Below are 15,843 nucleotides of genomic sequence, written 5' to 3' on the forward strand. Positions count from 1 at the left end.
CGACTGCTATAACCAGAGGTCCCGGACCGGGGCCTCTGGGCCGAAGTGATGATAGATCTGTGCCTGCAACAGCTCGGCCGTAGCGATAGCGTCGATCAGGGCATTGTGTGCAGCGTAATGGGGCAGGCCGTAGCGAATGCGGCTGTCGGCCAGCCTGATCGACACCGGCTTCTGGCCCCGGAATTGCTGCCATCGGGTCGGGCGCCGGTTCGGATGCAGGTGCGCCTCAATGGCCATGGTGTCCAGCACTGGAAACTCTATGCCTTCCCCCAACCGCCATCTCAGGCAACGTCCAGGAATCCGCGCTCAATACTGCGATAGTGCACCACCGGAATCCGGCCCCGGAGCATTTCAAACATCGGCTCCATGATGTCTTCCAGGTCTGGTGCTTTGGCGATGTCGGCATGGGTGATGCCGTGAATTTCGATGGAGGTCTGGTGCAGTGGCAGGCGCGGCCGAACCACCCAGTGCCGGCCGGCTCCGAGCTGGATCCCCTTCAAGGTAAAGGGCACCAGCCCGACACTGACGATGGAGTGCTGGTCCGGGTTCAGGCCGGTGGTTTCAAAATCCATGGCGACCATCGGCACGTCGCTGATGGGCGTGTCCGGGGCAATGCAGCCGGCCTCGTAATACTCCTTGAGCAGCGGGTGCCGGGCTTCGCCGGCCAAGGCGCCAAAGCGCTCGGACCAGTCGGGGGTTTGGGTGGAGACCACGGCGGCTTTACGGGACATTGCGTCCCACCCCGGCGTTGTAGCGGAAACGCAGGAATTTCTGGGCATTGCTGACTACCTGGAATGCGTCTTTGAGGTGGCTGCGCTCGAATGGCGACAGATCTTCCGGATGCACGTTGTTGTCGGGATCCTGGCCTTCCTCGATGGCTATGGCCTGGTGCCGGATCCGGACAATAGCTATGAACTCCAGCGCATCCCGCAAGTTACCCAGATCATCATCAAGCAGCAGCTTGGTGTTGCCGATAGCCCGCAGGCGTTCGAACGAGTTCTGGGCCCGCGACCCGCAGGCCAAGGCGTGCACCCGGATAAGATCTGACAGCGGCGCGGTACCCCGGCGTTTCAGGTTGAAACTCTTGCGCTGCTGGCCATCTTCTTCCAGGACGAAGCTTCGGAAGAAGCCGATCGGCGGCGTCCGGTTCAGGGCATTGCGGGCCATCATGGTGAGGAAGCGCTGACTGTTGCTGGCCTTTTCCGCCACCAGGGTCTTCAGGTCTTCGGCGAAATCGGTTTTACCGTAGATCCCGTCCAGATCGAAGAAGATGTTGCTGTTCAGCAGGGCTTCGGCCTTAGGGTTCTCGATCCAGTCGGTGAAGTAGCCCTTCCAGACATTCAGTGGCTGGCGCCATTTCTGGTTGGTGGCCATGATGTCGCCGGTGCAATAGGTGTAGCCGCATTCGGCCAGGCCGTCACTGACGAACTTGGCCAGCGCCAGGAAGTACTCATCGTGCTCATTGGGGTTGAAGCTGTCGTCCAGGATCATCGCGTTATCCTGGTCAGTGACCACCAGCTGCTCGTCCCGGGCCATGGAGCCCAGTGCCATGAAGCAGTAGGGAACCGGCGGTGGACCCAGTTTCTCCTCGCCCAATTCCAGCAGCCGTTGGGTAAAGCTGCGGCCGATGCCGGCCATGGCACTGCCGATCATATGGGAGTTGGCGTCTTCGTTCACCATGCGGACAAAGCTGTCGCGCACGTCCCGGCTGATTTTCTGCAGGCCCCGAACATCTTGCTGGTGATAGATGTTGCTGACCAGATAGAGACTGCTCTGGCTCTCGTACTTGACGATGTCCGACAGCGCAATCACACCGCGAACCTCGTGTTTGTCCATCACCGGCAGGTGGTGCACGTTGTTGTGCAGCATGGTTAGCATGGCTTCGAAGATAAAGGCGTTGTCTCGAATGGTAATCAGATCTTCCGACATGATGTCGCAGATGGGAGTTTCCGAGGGTAGGGCTTCGGACAGTGCCCGCGTCCGCAGATCCCGGTCGGTGATGATGCCTTTCAGGTCGGTGTGCCCTTTGTTCTCATCCATCAGCAGCAACGCCGAGACGCCTTGGTCGGTCATGATCCGGGCGGCTTCCTGCAGGCGAACCGTGCAGGGCGCCGATACCGGCTCCCGGGTGATCAGTCGGGTGACCTTGGAGGTCATCAGCTCATTCGACTTCTCGCGGCGGGAGAGTGCCGATCGAAGCCGGGAGTTGTCCTCAACTTCGACAAAATCGGCGAAGTTGTCGTCATTTTCGAATAGAAGACGAAAGATTTCCTCAGGAAACCGATAGATCAGGGTGTCTTCCAGGGCTTTGGCCGGGAAACGTACCTTCTGATGCATCAAAAGGCCGAACTGGCCGAACATCTCACCCTCGCCGATACGGTTATACAGCTCTCCGGAGCGCCGGTAGATTTCGACTGCACCGCTGCGAATGTAATACAGCCAGTGGTTGGCCTTGCCAAACTCGAGGATGCTGGTACCAGCGCGAAAATACTCCACCTCGATGGTGCCCACCACCCGGTCGAGTAGTTCCTCCGGTATTTCATCAAACGGCGGGTAGTTGGCCATGTGGTTGCGGATGTCTATCAGCTCGGCCTGCATAACACTCCCTGCTCGGTGTGTAGAAAGTTATTGTAAGAACAGGAATATAGCAGGGTCTTGCAGAGAGCAGAAAGGCGGAGGCCGCAAACGCGGCCTCCGGCGGGATTGAGGGATCAGTCCTGGAGTGACTGAAAGATGCTGCCATTGCCGCAGGCATTGCCGTTGCTGTAATCACTGTCGACGACGTTGTTGATCCATTGGCGTAGAAGTTCCACGCCTTCCTCGTGGGCAACGCTGCGGGCAATGGGCGGCATGCGCCGTTGTGGATCATTGTCACTGGCTAGCGGCATTCGACGATTGAGCTGCCTGCATTGCCCGGCACGACAATGTGCTGACGCCCGCACGAGCCGCCGCCGGTGGCCGTTGGCTTTTTGCAGATGCCGTAACTGGCGTCCACTTCCCTGAAATGATCCAGGTAATAGCCGGTGTTCGAGGCCGCACCGCGATCGTTGTGGCAGTGCTGGCAGTTCACTTCCAGATAAGCCCGCAAGCGCGCTTCGACATCTTCGTTGGAACCGGCTGTTGCGCCACTGTCACCCGGCAGGTTCCAGTGTGGCAGCCGTTCGATATTGGTGGCCACGCCCTTGCCGTCCAGTACCGGGTCCGGAGCGTTGGTCAGCAAACCCTGGTCCACCCAGTATTGAAGCTGATTGACCTGGGGGAAACCGCCTTGGCCGCGGGTTCCCATGAACGAGGACTCGGGGGCATAGGCACGGTTCATGTTGCGAGGTTTGGGACCGATCGGCGCAGATCCGGCCTCCTGGTCGTCGTTGCTGTGGCACGTGATGCACTGGTTGGCATTGGGGATGGCGTAAGCTGGGGTCGATCCCGTCAGTAGCTCACCGGAGACGTCATCCTGGTAGTGCCAGGTGACAGCCCGGGTGCCACCCTCGGGGGCTAGCCGTGTCACGGCTTGGCCATTGCTGTCGGTGTCCCAGATGTAGGTCAGTCCATCCCAGAAAGCGCCGCCGGTCGAGCTGGTTCGCTTAATCAATAATCGGGTTTCGACCAGCTCTTCGGTGCCCTCGCCCTCATCGGTGAAGGCAAAGGTTTTGGCAAGCACCGTGCCATTGGGGAAATGGATGGTGCCATTCAGATTGTTGCCATCCTGGCCATCTCGGTACACCGCCCTGGTGCCCGGTGGTAGGAAGGCCACCCGGTACTTGGTGGCATAATCGGAGAACAGCTTGCTGTTCAGGACGTAGGGTACGCCGTTGCCATTCGGTGTGCTGCGGGGATCCTCGGGGTCAGCGAACAGGTTGTACTGGTCCAGCCGTGGGCAGTTGACGGCCATAGCGCCCCAGTTCACCCGTCCGGAGTGAACTGGCTGATCGCACAGTCGGGCAATTTCCGCCTCGCTCGGCGCCGGGTCCACGGCCCCGCTGCGTTCGAACGGTGGAATGGTCACTCGCGGTAGCGGTGGTAGCAGTTTGCCATATTGAGTTTGGCAATCGTGCACCGAGCGTCGGTGTCGCCAATGGCGCCGTCCAGCCCGGCCAATACCGACTGCAGGCCTTCCAGGCTAAGAATACTGGTGTCCTGTTCGGCTGCGGCCAGCGCTAGTTCCAGGCCCTGGGTGCCGTGGAAATTCAGGTAGGGTTGGCCCTTTCCCTCATAGTCGTTGCTGTGGAAGCAGGAGCCCCATTGCGGCTGTTTCCGGTTGGCCTGGCTATCGAATTTGTAGGCGTTGTAGTGGCAGGAGGGGTTAGGGTGCTCATTAGTATGGATCGGTTTGCCATTGCTGTCCTGGGGCACCGGGTTGCCATCGGCGTCCTCCGGGAAGGGGCAGTTCTCATCTAGCTCATCCAGCAGGCCGTCCCAGACAATGTGGGCGCCCTTGCCAGGGTTGGTGATGTTTTTCAGTCCGATCAGGGTCGGCAGCACGCTTTCAACCTGGCCCTCCAGCAACACCTTCTCGTAATTGGGCGGCGGCAGATCGTAGCCGGAATTGCGCATGACGTTGCCATGAATATGAAGGCCTTCGGTGTAGGGGTCGAGCTTTTTATCGGTGGTCTTGCCTTTGCCGTCGATCAGTTCATAGCTGGCATAAATGATCGCGGCGGTGCTGTGATCCTCGAATGTGTTGTTAACGATCTCAATGTTGTCATATCCGAGAGTCAGGAAGCCGGTGCCACGGGGAACTGCTGACACTAGTCCGCTGTGGGCAAAGTTGTAAGTATTGTTGTTGCGGGCAACGTTGTTGAGCATCACCGAGGTGTCGCCGTACTGGGTGATGTTCTCCAGATCGTAGATCAGGAAGCCGCCGGTGTTGCATTCCGCCAGATTGCTGTCGTACTCGCCGCCCTGAACGTTCTCAATCTCGAAGCCCATGACGTTGTAGACCGCACGGCTGTTACGAATAATTGTGGTGTTGGTCTGGCCAACGTAGATGCCGGCGTCGGAGGCGCCCACCGACTCGGCGTTGTCCACCAGGATGTTTTCCGATTCCACAGGATAAATGCCGTAACGACCACTGGCTGAGCTGGGCACGTAGTCAGGGGTCGGGTCGCCCGAGTTCATGGGTGGCTGGGTGCAGGCGACCTTTAGTCGCTCCGTATAGTTGGTGGCGGTGACTGGCTCTCCACCACCGGACCAGTAGGCCCGAACGTTGAGCAGGGTGCCCCATTTGACGCCTTTGAGCTTGAACGCGTCGCCGGGGGAGTCGGCAATGGTCAGGTCGCGTACTGTGATACCGCGAACATTCAGAGCTTCCAGGCCCGTTACGTTGTCGCTATCGCGGAACGACAGTACGGTCTCGTCCTTGCCACAACCTTTAACCGTCACATCCTCGGTGGCCTGAATCAGCAGACCGTGCGCCAGTTCAATAAAGCCACAGTCGAATTCCAGCGTGTCGCCAGGGCGTAGCTGGATCATGGCACTGACCATCTCACGCGTGGCATTCGGGCCGGATTCGACAAAGAACGTCCGCCCCTCGCTGAAGGGATTGCTCGGCGTTGTGAACTCCGGCGGCGACGTCGGTGGTTGTGGCGCCCGGGTTTCAGGTTCCCGGGCTTTCGAAGACGACGAATCGCCACCCCCAAGGCAGCCAGCCAGCAGCATGCTGGCAGCTACTGTGGTCAGCACTCCGGTTACGTGGCGCCGCAAATGGTTTCTTGTTGTCATTTTTAAGTCTCCGGGTAATCGATTCACTGAGGTGCGTTTTCAATTCGCTCCCACATCCGCAGGTAGGCTTCTGCAGACGTGAACAGCTGATTAACGGCGTCGTCGACCTGCGCCGGCGAACGATCGCTGTGGCGGATCATGTCTTCAATCTGGTCGGGATAGAGGCCGTAGTGGCTACGCCCCGGCCGTCGTAGAGGCCAAACTCCCGGTCACCGGTGCGTTGTTTGTGGAAGCGCACGCGACCGTCAACCGAGGTGAATGGGTAGAGCGACGTGTCGTCGGAGGGGCTGCCCGGGTTGGAGCAAGCTGGGCAATGCCATTGACGTCAGAAGCAAAGCCGGCGCCGCCGAAGGGCCCGACCTTGAATTCGGCAGGCCGGGGTCGGTTACCATCGCGAGTCAGCTTGTCGACCCAGTCGCCCCGAGTGCTGCCAAAGGAAGCGCTGATGCCGCCCTGGGCTGCGATGCGGTCACGCAAGGCCTCGGTGCCACCCCAGCCGCCGTGGCTGTTGATGACCGGGTAGTTCAGGGGTTTGGTCAGGGCCAGGATGCGGGCGGCGGCCTTTCGGCTGATGTGATCGGTCTCGATCATCATCTTGCGTTTGATCAGTTCCTGAATCAGGAAGTCGCCAAGATCACTCAGACCACGCTGGTTGCAGTGCTGGTCGGTTCCGCGCCGTGGATCCAGGGCTGCCATCTCCTCCGGAGTCTCGGGGAAACGGTCGCCCACGTAGTCGATCTGGAACAGCAGTTGGTCGATCAGGCCGAAGGGCTGAAGCGATGGGTTCTGGTCCGGTTCATTGCCAGTGTATTCCACTTCCTCCGGGCAGGATTCGAACTCGATGGGGTGGCCGGTCTCAAGTAGGTTGCCGCCATAGAGAATGGCTCCGATGCCGACACCGCTGGACAGATCCGGTAGGTGGCCACCGAACGCATTGTCGAACTTGTGCACCGGGAAGATGTTGCGAACCCCCAACTGGTAAAGCTGATCGAGGCGCTCGACAATGTCTTCGCGGGTGCACTCGGCAACACCGAGAAACTCGCCGCAGCGAAATATCTTGGACATTTCAATGCCCAGCACCACCGCCAGGTGTCCGTCTGCAATTGCTTCCCGGGCCTGACTGGCGCTGGTGACAATTCGGAACCAGCCGAGTCCCGGGCCTCCGTGCTGGGCGTCGATGTAATCCTGCATTTCGTACATGCGCTGGATCTGCAGCAGGATGGCCTCCATCGGATCACAGTCGTTCTTCTTCTGGGGATTGATCCGGCAGAGCACTTCGTTGTGAACCAGGTGGTTCACCAGAATCTTCATGCCGGACAGGTGTGCCCGCTCCAGCCAACGGTAGTAACTTTGATGGTGTTGCAGCGAGTTGTGACGAGGCCAGTCGTTAAAGCTTGGCCAGCCCTGGGTGTCGTGGAGGCCGATGCCAGAGGTGGCCAGTTCAACGAAACCGGTTGCACCCCAGGGACCGTGTACCGCCTCGCAGTCCTCCAGGGCATGGGTGACCCCGAACCGATGGAACGGCGCACCGTAGTTGACCCTGCCGCCGATGAATTCATAGGCTGAGATATGTGAGTGGGTGTCGACGAAGCCGAACACGTCGTCGTGGTCAATGCCTGGCACTTTCCGGAATCGCTTTACCTCCTTCAGGTAGGTGGCAGGCCCCGCATCGCTTAGCAGTTCGGCGTTGAGTTCGGCTTCCGGGTAGCTATCGCAGCCTTCGGTTGGAATCAGGCGGAATTCATTGCTGGGGCCGGCCAGGGAAGGCGAGGTCAGTGTCAGGTTGCCGTCTTCAGCTCCGAGCAACAGGCCGGTCACGCTTGAGGCCAGGGAAAAGACATCGTCCCGGACAGGATTCAGTTGCCACACCGCCAGGTCATTGGGGGCATGGACCATCGCGAGTGCCGGCGCCACTGTGATGTCGCCCGCTCGGTTGCCGGCCTCCTCAAGGTTTTCGCCCAGCTCCCTCAGAAGTCCTCCCAGTGGTGCAATCGGATCCAGCACCAGGTTGGTGGTATCGCCCAGACCTGCGACCAAGTAGCTGATCTCACCAACAAATGTGCCGGTATCATCGAGAAATTCTCCGGCGGGATCGCTGATGCCAAGCAGATCGAAGTCACCAGAGCCGCCCGGATTTCGTTGAAAGTCTGACATCAGGAGGTATGAGCAGGGCGGTCGGCCTCAGGTAAAAAGGTGTCGCCTGGTCGGTCTCCACAGTTGCGTCATATCGTTCGTTTTGCTCGTTGGCAGTCACGTATCTGTTTGCCGCCGCCAGGGTGTAACAGCCATTGGCAGGGCTGTATCGGTTGGCGAGGGCCTCGGCGTTGGGAGTGTCGGGTTTGGAGGATTGGGGTGGCTTGTTCGGCGCCGGCGATTGGCTTTGATCGCGAGAATCGCTGCCACTGTCACCTTTACAGGCCGCTAAAGCCAGCATGCAGACTGCTATCAGCGACGCTACCAGGGTTCTTGGCATTGAAGTGCATTTGCTGTGTTTCATTTGGCCGCTCCTGAGGCTCTTTGGCGCTGGGCGGGCGCCGTTTTTTGTTGGAGACACACTGGCTAAAACGCTTGGTTCTAAGGTGTGCAAAAAGTGAACAGTTTGTAACATGAACCAAAAAGCGTGGATCAGTTCACATTGGGCCAAGTTTGGGCGTGCCTGATCCTGTGTTTTCGCCCGACGCCAGTCAGGACGTGGGCCACGGCGGCGAAGGGCGTAAAGTGCATGGGGGAGTCGGGTTTGTTTTTGGCCCGGTATGCATACATGGAGGAGGTCTGGGCGCAGGTGCCGGATGGTGAAAGATCTTGAATGCAGGAAATGGGGCCGGGCTCAGGTTTAATTGAAAACTTGGCTCGCTGTTGCTAGCCTTGCGCCACTTTTTGCAGGTGTCCGTCGCAAAGCGCGACGGGTGAAACGGGAAATCGGTGAGTTCGGCTATGAGCCGGCAAGTCCGATGCTGCCCCCGCAACGGTAAGCAGGATAACGGCAATCTGATGCGCCACTGTGCTTCGGCATGGGAAGGTGATTGCCCGGGTACCCTTCATGGGGTCCGCCTGCAAGCCCGGAGACCGGCCCGCAAAAACACCCGACGTTGCGGTGGGCGACAGTGGGTGGGCGACTCCCCGGTTCAGAGCCTTCTTGCCAGACCACCGCCCGCCCCTGTCTACCTGTTCCGCAGCAATAACGATAATTCCCGTGCGGGTGCGCGCGGAATACGGAGCAAGTACACATGGCTAGTTGTCCTTTTCCTGCCAAGATCGCAGGCCTTTCTCTTCTTACTCTGCCTCTCGCTGTTGTAGCCGAGACCAATCAAGACCCAGACCTGATGGACCCCATCGTGGTTACCGCTACGCTGGGTCCGAAAACAGTGGGTGAAAGCCTGTCATCGGTCACCGTGATCGAAGAGGAAGACATCCGGCGCCAGCAGCCCAAGGAGTTTCGTGAGGTGATTGCCTCCCAGCCTGGTGTGTCGGTGACGGGTAACGGATCTTATGGCAAGCAGACCAGCGTGTTCCTGCGCGGTAACGCTTCGGATGCCTCAATCTTGCTGGTTGATGGCATTCGCATCCGCTCGGCCACCGTGGGTGGCCCGGCCTGGCAGTACCTGCCGCCGCAACTGATTAATCGGGTGGAAATTGTCCGTGGCAGCCGCAGCAGTCTTTACGGTGCCGATGCTGTCGGCGGGGTCGTGCAGGCGTTCACCACGCCAACCCAGGATGGCACTCGGGGCTGGCTGAATGCCGGCGCTGGTAATCTCGACAGCCAACAATACGGTGCTGGCGTCTCATCGGTGGAAGGTGGCTCCCGCATTAATGTGGCCGCCAATTATTTCCGCACCGATGGCGCTCCGGTGATCGAAGGCGGCGATGACAAGGGTTACGACAACACCTCCGGTGTGGCCAGTGCCAGCCACGAGTTCAGTAACGGTGTTCGGGCCGGCTTTACCTTTCTCGGCGCCCGGGGCACCACCGAGTATGACGGCGGTGAGGAAGAGTTCGTGTTCCAGACCGCGGGTGTGAATTTGGAAGTGCCCATCACCAGCACCTGGCGCTCCGTGGTCCAGTTCTCCGATGCCCGCGACGAGCTTGAGGACTTCAGCAGCTTCCCGGGTGAATTCAACACCCAGACCCGCAGTTCCCGGCTGGAAAACTGGTTCACCGTTGGCACTCATGAGCTGGTGCTCGGCGCCGAGCACCTTGTTGATCGGGTCGACAGCACCACCAATTACGACGAGTCCAGCCGCTCTAACACCGCGGTGTTTGGCCAAGCGCTGTTAAATTTCGGGCCGCTGGACGCCCACTTCAGCCTGCGCAACGACGACAACGAAGCCTATGGCAAGGAAACCACCTGGGGCGCCGGCGTCGGTTATGAGCTTGATCGCAACCACCGGGTACGCGCTAGCGTTGGTACGTCGTTCAAGGCGCCGTCTTTTAATGATCTCTACTTCCCTGGATTCGGCAATCCGGACCTGGAGCCGGAGGAAGCTACAGCTACGAAGTGGGTATCGAAGGCCGTTACGTGCGCTGGTTCTGGGATGTTGCCGTATTCCATACCGATGTAGAGGATCTGTCCCTGCCGTCACAGGATGCCGCCGGCAGCGTGCCGGAGGCCCGTCTGCGTGGCGTCGAACTCAGTGGTGGCTGGCAGGCCCGGGGTTGGACGCTGAAGGCGGCGGCCACGGTTGGCGACTATGAGAATGCCGAAGATGACCGTCAGCTGATTCGCCGGGCGGAAAACACCGTGCGGGTGGATCTGGACAAGGAACTGGGTCGTTGGGTGCTGGGCACCACCGTGCGCGCCGAAAGCGAGCGCTATGAGGATCTGTTCGGCATCGGGCGCGAACGCATCGCTGGTTTTGGCGTCTGGGATCTGCGGGCGTCCAGGGAAATGGCTCCAGGCTGGCTGGCCTCGCTAACAGTGGATAACGTTCTGGACCGGGAATACAGCACGGCCAAGCGTTTCGACAACACCGACTTCATCAGCGCTGGCCGTACCGTGTTCCTGTCGGTACGGTATGATTTCGTTCAATAACAGGATTTGACTGCGCGGCGGGAGCAGCATGGAGACTCCGGAATATCGGCAGACAGCGTTGGGTAATGCCACCAGAGCAATGCTGATGGCCGCCTTGATGATGGCGCTAATGCTGCTGGCGGGCCGGGTCTCGGCTCAGTCTGAGGTCTGCGTTAACGACGCGCTGGATCAGCAGCTGTGCCTGGCCAGTCCGGCCGAACGGGTGGTGTCGCTGTCTCCCGGCGCCACCGAACTGCTGTTCAGTGCCGGCGCTGGTGACCGGGTGGTGGCGGTCAGTGCCTGGAGCGACTACCCGCCCGAGGCGGAGGCGCTGCCTCAAGTTGGCGACAGCAATCGGCTGGATCTGGAAGCCATCGTCGCCTTGCAGCCGGATCTGGTGGTGGCCTGGATCGATGGCAATTCCAGGGCCCAGCTGGAGAAACTGAGCGCTATCGGCATCAACGTATTCTGGCTGGCTCCCCGTCGTTTCGATGACATCGCCCAGGCGGTCGAGCAGTTGGCCCGGCTCACCGGGCAACCGGAGCTGGGCCAGCAGCAGGCCGCCGAGTTTCGCAGGGGCCTCTCGGAGCTCCAAAGTGAATTTGTCGATGCCCGTCCAATCCGGGTGTTCTTTCAGATCTGGGATCAGCCGCTGATGACGGTGAACCGGGAAGAACTGATCAGCAAAGCCATCACCCTCTGTGGTGGCGTGAATGTGTTCGCCGATTTGCCCCGGCTGGTACCGAGAGTCAGTGCCGAGGCCGTAGTGATGGCCAACCCTGACGCCATTTTGACTTCTGGCCAGGACAGCAGCGACCTGTCGGGGCTGGCTCGCTGGCAGCAGTTTCCGGAGCTAACGGCAGTAAAAAACGACAATCTGTTCATTGAACCGCCGTCACTGCTGGCGCGGCCAACCTTCCGCATGCTGGATGGCACCCGCCACCTGTGCCGAACCCTGGAGCGCGCCCGTGCCTCTCTCTAGCACCCTGCGCCCGCTGATCGTGCTCGCCCTGATTAGTGGGGTGGCGATGGTGGTCTCTGTCAGTATCGGCTCCAGTGCCATGGAGTTGGGCCAGACCCTGGCGGTGCTGACCGGCGGTGGCACCGAACTGCAACAGACCCTGATCCTGGATCTGCGTTTGCCGCGCACTCTCAGTGCATTTGCGACCGGTGGCTTGCTCGCCGTGGCCGGAGCTCTGATGCAGGTGTTGTTGCGCAATCCCCTGGCTGATCCTTACGTGCTCGGACTGTCCGGCGGTGCCGCAGTCGGTGCCTTGTTGGCCATGCTGGCGGGTGTCGCCGGTTTTGTGGTTTCCGGTTCGGCGTTTGCCGGTGCCATGTTGGCAACCCTGCTGGTGTTTGGACTGGCTCATGGCACAGGCAGCTGGACGCCCTCCAGACTCTTGCTCACCGGGGTAGTGATGGCCTCCGGCTGGGGTGCCTGATTACCCTGATTCTCGCGATGACACCGGCAAGCCGGTTGCCGGGCATGTTGTACTGGCTGATGGGCGATTTGTCTCATGCCGGCACACCGGCGCCGGCGCTCATCATTCTGGTGTTGGTCTGCCTGCTGGTGTTTCCTCTGGGGCGGTCGCTGAACGTGCTGGCTAGGGGGCCGATGCAGGCTGCTGCCCTGGGTGTGTCGGTGCGGCCTCTGGAATGGCTGATTTATCTGCTGGCGAGCGTCCTGACGGCGACAGCCGTGACCATGGCCGGCAGTGTCGGCTTTGTTGGCCTCGTGGTGCCGCACATGCTCAGGTTGGTGCTGGGCAACGACCAACGGTTGATCCTGCCGGCCTGCGCGCTGGCCGGTGGTGGCCTGCTGGTGCTGGCCGATGCCTTGGCGCGGGTAGTGATTGCGCCGGAACAACTGCCGGTGGGTGTGATAACCGCGCTGGTGGGCGTACCCACGTTCCTGTACCTGCTGTATCGGAGCCGATAACCCATGACAGGCCTGACCACCAGCGAACTGATCATCGACATTCCTGGCCGGCCATCGGGTCAGCCGCTGAACCTGCGTGTGGAGCCGGGGCAGGTGTGGGGGGTGCTCGGGCCAAATGGTGTTGGCAAGACCACCTTGCTGCATACTCTGGCCGGTCTGCGCCAGCCCCGGGCCGGACAGGTATTGCTGGACGAACAGCCGGTGACCGGCATGAAGCGCAAGCAGCTGGCGCGGCGCCTTGGCTGGTGTTTCAGGATCGCCAGGATGGTTTCCCGGCAACGGTCCTGGAAACGGCGCTGATTGGTCGCCATCCCTGGATATTGCCCTGGCAGATGGAAAGTCGGCTGATCTGGAACTGGCCGAGCAGGCGCTGACAGCTCTCGACGTGATCCATCTCCGGGATCGGCTGGTACACACACTGTCCGGTGGTGAGCGCCAGCGCGTTGCCATTGCTACCCTGATGACCCAGGCACCCGGACTCTGGCTACTGGACGAGCCCACCAATCATCTGGACCTGCACCACCAGGTTGCGACCATGGGCTTGCTGACCGGGCAGGCTGCCGCCGGCCATACCATATTCATGTGTCTGCACGACCTCAATCTGGCCGCGCGCTGGTGTGATCACCTGTTGCTGCTATACCCCGGAGGCGAAGCCTGCTGGGGGCCGTCGCAGAGCATGCTGGTTCCAGCAGCCCTGGAACAGCTGTACGGTCAGAAGCTGGTGACGGTAGAGGCTGACGGTGCGCCGGTGTTTGTGCCAGCCAGGTAATCGGGCAGACCGTTCTAGATCGAATTCGGAGACAAGCAATGAGCTTTGCGAGAATTTATCAGCAGGCCGCGGACCGCAAGGGCGGTGAAAAAGCGCTGCAGGCTCTGCTGCCGCCCCTGGCTGAGCCAGGGCAATTGGAGGCGCTGGGCGACGACCGGTACCTGTCGGAGATAACCCGATGCATCTTCAAAGCGGGTTTTGTCTGGCGGGTGATCAACCGGAAATGGCCCGATTTCGAGGCGGCCTTTGACGGCTTTGTGCCCATCTACTGGCAACAGGTGCCGCCAGAGGTGCTGGAGGACCTGGCCCAGGACGAGCGTATCGTTCGCAACATGCAGAAAATACGCACTGTGCCGGACAATGCCCGCATGATCGTCGATGCTGCCCGGGAGCACGGCAGCTTTGGTGCCTTTCTCAGCCAGTGGCCATCCGAGGATCAGGTCGGCTTGCTGCTGTGGCTCAAGCGCAATGGTGCCCGTCTGGGAGGCGCGACCGCTCAGTACTTCCTGCGCAACGTCGGTTGGGACGGGTTTATCTTGTCTCGGGATGTGATTGCGGGTCTGCGCCGGGAAGAGCTGCTGGACGCCTCTCCCGGCAGCAAGAAAGGGCTGACCCAGGCTCAGGAGGCGTTTAACAGCTGGCACCAGGAAACCGGCCTGCCTTACAGTCACCTCTCGAAAATCCTGTCCTGCACCGTCGAGAACTAGGTCTTCTAGTGGCTCTGATGTGGGTTCGGATATTGCTGGTGATCCTGTTCCGTGACTCTCGCCGGTCCCATTGTGGTGAACTACACTTTTCCTGAAGGGGGCAAATAGCCCCTGTAAGGGAAGTTATTCGCCATGGCGAAAAGGAAGTCTCAACCACCCGCACCACCCCCGTCCGCAGAGTTCTTTCACAAGTTGGCGTCAGCGGTGCCGGGCATACTTTTCGCCTATTCGCTCAGCGCGGATGGCAAGTCCCACGCGTTTCCCTATGTCAGCAACCACACCCAACATCTCTTCGGTATTGATCCCGAGGCCTTGAAAGAGAGTGCCGATCCACTGTTTGCCATCATCCACCCAGAGGATGCCGAGGGCATGGAAGAGAGTATTCGGGAATCGGCCCGCACCCTGGAACCCTGGCAGTACCGCGGCCGCCTGCACCTGCTTGATAATGGCTATCAGTGGTTTGAAGCGCTGTCCCGGCCAACTCGTGAACCGGACGGCAGCACGGTCTGGTATGGCCAGTTCCACAATATCCAGCACTACAAGGTGCTGGAGCAGGAGCTGCGCGCAAGTGAGTCGGAGTATTCGTTTCAGGCCGGGTTCCAGCGCTTGGTGGCTCGCCTGTCGACAGAGTTCATCAACCTGGGTTTTGGCACCATTGATGAATGCATCGATGAGCTGCTCAAGAGCGTGGGTGAGTTCTTTTCCATGGATCGGTCGTATCTGTACGCCTTCAGCGAGGACTACACCAAGATCACCAAAACCCATCAATGGTGCCGGGAGGGCGTGCCGTCGCTGGTTGATGAAGACCAGACCGTGTCCATAGATGCTTACCAGTGCTGGCGTAAACAGCTGTTGGAGATGGTGCAAAGTAACCAGGTTGCCCATGTTGAAGATGTGTCCGACACACCACCGGACGTTGCCGTGATTCAAGCTCAGTCGGAATCCACATCCTCCGATGCGGCGTCCGTGTTTTGTGTTCCGGTGCGGGCAAAGGGTGATGTGGTCGGTTTTCTTGGCCTTGATTCTCTGACTCCGCGCAAGTGGCGTCGGGACCTGCACGATCTGTTGGTTATCGTTTCCAGCTTGCTGTCCGGTGCCCTGGAGCGAAACCTGCTCGAGGAACAGCTATTGAACCAGTCGATCCGGGATCCGATGACCGGGCTGCATAACCGCCGTTACCTGATGCCTCGGCTCAGTGAACTGGTGGAGCGGGCTGAGCGCTACGATGAGAATTTCACCATCGCCATGCTGGATATCGACCATTTCAAGCAGATCAACGATTCTGTTGGTCATCTCGGTGGAGACTTTGTCCTGCGCCGGTTTGCCGACATTCTGGAAGATCTGATCCGTGCCACCGATGTGGTAGCCCGGTTCGGCGGCGAGGAATTCATGGTGGTGTTCCCGGGCACCGAGCAATCGGCCGTCAAGCAGATGATTGGCCGGATTCTGGCGGCGGTGCGCCATGGCGGTTTCGTCTTTGAGGGGCGTGCAATCCCTGTGACGGTAAGCGCAGGGGTCGCTTCGGTCCGGGAGCGGGACGATCGCATGATGTCGGTCGACGCGGTAATCGGCCGGGCTGACCATCGCCTGTATCTTGCCAAGCAGTCCGGGCGGGATTGTGCCTTCGACGTTTCGGGCCCGCTCGGTCTGTGAGGAACCACATTTCACCTTATATCGCGTGATGGTATATGCTTAT

The 15,843-nt window shown here is 60.0% G+C and carries 9 protein-coding genes, 4 pseudogenes and 1 riboswitch; of the genes and pseudogenes, 6 read left to right on the top strand and 7 right to left on the bottom strand.

All coding sequences use genetic code 11. The annotated features are described in order from the left end of the window. Window positions 1-6: 6 nt before the first annotated feature. The 7 genes and pseudogenes from AU14_RS10260 to AU14_RS19835 form a co-directional block, all read right to left on the bottom strand. Window positions 7-731, bottom strand: a pseudogene (locus AU14_RS10260) (3'-5' exonuclease). Further along, on the bottom strand, window positions 721-2,598 hold the full coding sequence (locus AU14_RS10265) for a putative nucleotidyltransferase substrate binding domain-containing protein (protein ID WP_041340667.1): 1,878 nt from the start codon (window positions 2,596-2,598) through the stop codon (window positions 721-723). The pseudogene AU14_RS10260 and the gene AU14_RS10265 overlap by 11 nt, the downstream one beginning before the upstream one ends. Window positions 2,599-2,711: 113 nt before the next feature. Further along, window positions 2,712-2,888 (bottom strand): hypothetical protein, encoded by a 177-nt coding sequence (locus tag AU14_RS19820; RefSeq protein ID WP_201773465.1) that lies wholly within the window; start codon window positions 2,886-2,888, stop codon window positions 2,712-2,714. Then, on the bottom strand, window positions 2,879-4,006 hold the full coding sequence (locus tag AU14_RS19825; protein WP_201773466.1) for a hypothetical protein: 1,128 nt from the start codon (window positions 4,004-4,006) through the stop codon (window positions 2,879-2,881). The genes AU14_RS19820 and AU14_RS19825 overlap by 10 nt, the downstream gene beginning before the upstream one ends. Continuing rightward, window positions 4,003-5,721, bottom strand: a complete 1,719-nt coding sequence (locus AU14_RS19830; RefSeq protein ID WP_201773467.1) for a parallel beta-helix domain-containing protein — start codon at window positions 5,719-5,721, stop codon at window positions 4,003-4,005. The genes AU14_RS19825 and AU14_RS19830 overlap by 4 nt, the downstream gene beginning before the upstream one ends. Window positions 5,722-5,895: 174 nt before the next feature. After that, window positions 5,896-7,875 (bottom strand): amidohydrolase family protein, encoded by a 1,980-nt coding sequence (locus AU14_RS18640; protein ID WP_201773468.1) that lies wholly within the window; start codon window positions 7,873-7,875, stop codon window positions 5,896-5,898. Then, entirely contained in the window at window positions 7,838-8,218 is a 381-nt protein-coding gene (locus tag AU14_RS19835) for a hypothetical protein (RefSeq protein ID WP_201773469.1), read from the bottom strand. The genes AU14_RS18640 and AU14_RS19835 overlap by 38 nt, the downstream gene beginning before the upstream one ends. Window positions 8,219-8,585: 367 nt before the next feature. Continuing rightward, window positions 8,586-8,810, top strand: a riboswitch (cobalamin riboswitch). Window positions 8,811-9,044: 234 nt separating this feature from the next. On the opposite strand from AU14_RS19835, the pseudogene AU14_RS10285 reads away from it, so the two are divergent. The 6 genes and pseudogenes from AU14_RS10285 to AU14_RS10310 all read left to right on the top strand — a co-directional run bounded on the left by AU14_RS10285 (window position 9,045) and on the right by AU14_RS10310 (window position 15,800). Further along, window positions 9,045-10,750: pseudogene (locus AU14_RS10285) on the top strand (TonB-dependent receptor domain-containing protein). Window positions 10,751-10,778: 28 nt separating this feature from the next. After that, the gene (locus tag AU14_RS10290) at window positions 10,779-11,711 is read left to right on the top strand and encodes a cobalamin-binding protein (RefSeq protein WP_236743964.1); all 933 of its coding nucleotides are present in this window, start codon (window positions 10,779-10,781) and stop codon (window positions 11,709-11,711) included. Window positions 11,712-11,757: 46 nt separating this feature from the next. Further along, a pseudogene (locus AU14_RS23305) lies at window positions 11,758-12,671 on the top strand (FecCD family ABC transporter permease). 3 nt (window positions 12,672-12,674) lie between these two features. Then, window positions 12,675-13,440 (top strand): annotated as a pseudogene (locus AU14_RS10300) (ABC transporter ATP-binding protein). A 38-nt stretch (window positions 13,441-13,478) separates the two neighbouring features. Continuing rightward, window positions 13,479-14,147 carry a DNA-3-methyladenine glycosylase I gene (locus tag AU14_RS10305; protein WP_041340670.1) on the top strand — a complete coding sequence of 223 codons (669 nt, stop codon included), beginning with the start codon at window positions 13,479-13,481 and terminating at the stop codon, window positions 14,145-14,147. Between the two features lie 204 nt (window positions 14,148-14,351). Then, window positions 14,352-15,800, top strand: coding sequence for a sensor domain-containing diguanylate cyclase (locus AU14_RS10310; RefSeq protein WP_236743965.1), 1,449 nt, complete (start codon window positions 14,352-14,354; stop codon window positions 15,798-15,800). Window positions 15,801-15,843 lie beyond the last annotated feature (43 nt).

Origin of the sequence: Marinobacter similis (assembly GCF_000830985.1) — a bacterium.
Taxonomy (GTDB): domain Bacteria; phylum Pseudomonadota; class Gammaproteobacteria; order Pseudomonadales; family Oleiphilaceae; genus Marinobacter; species Marinobacter similis.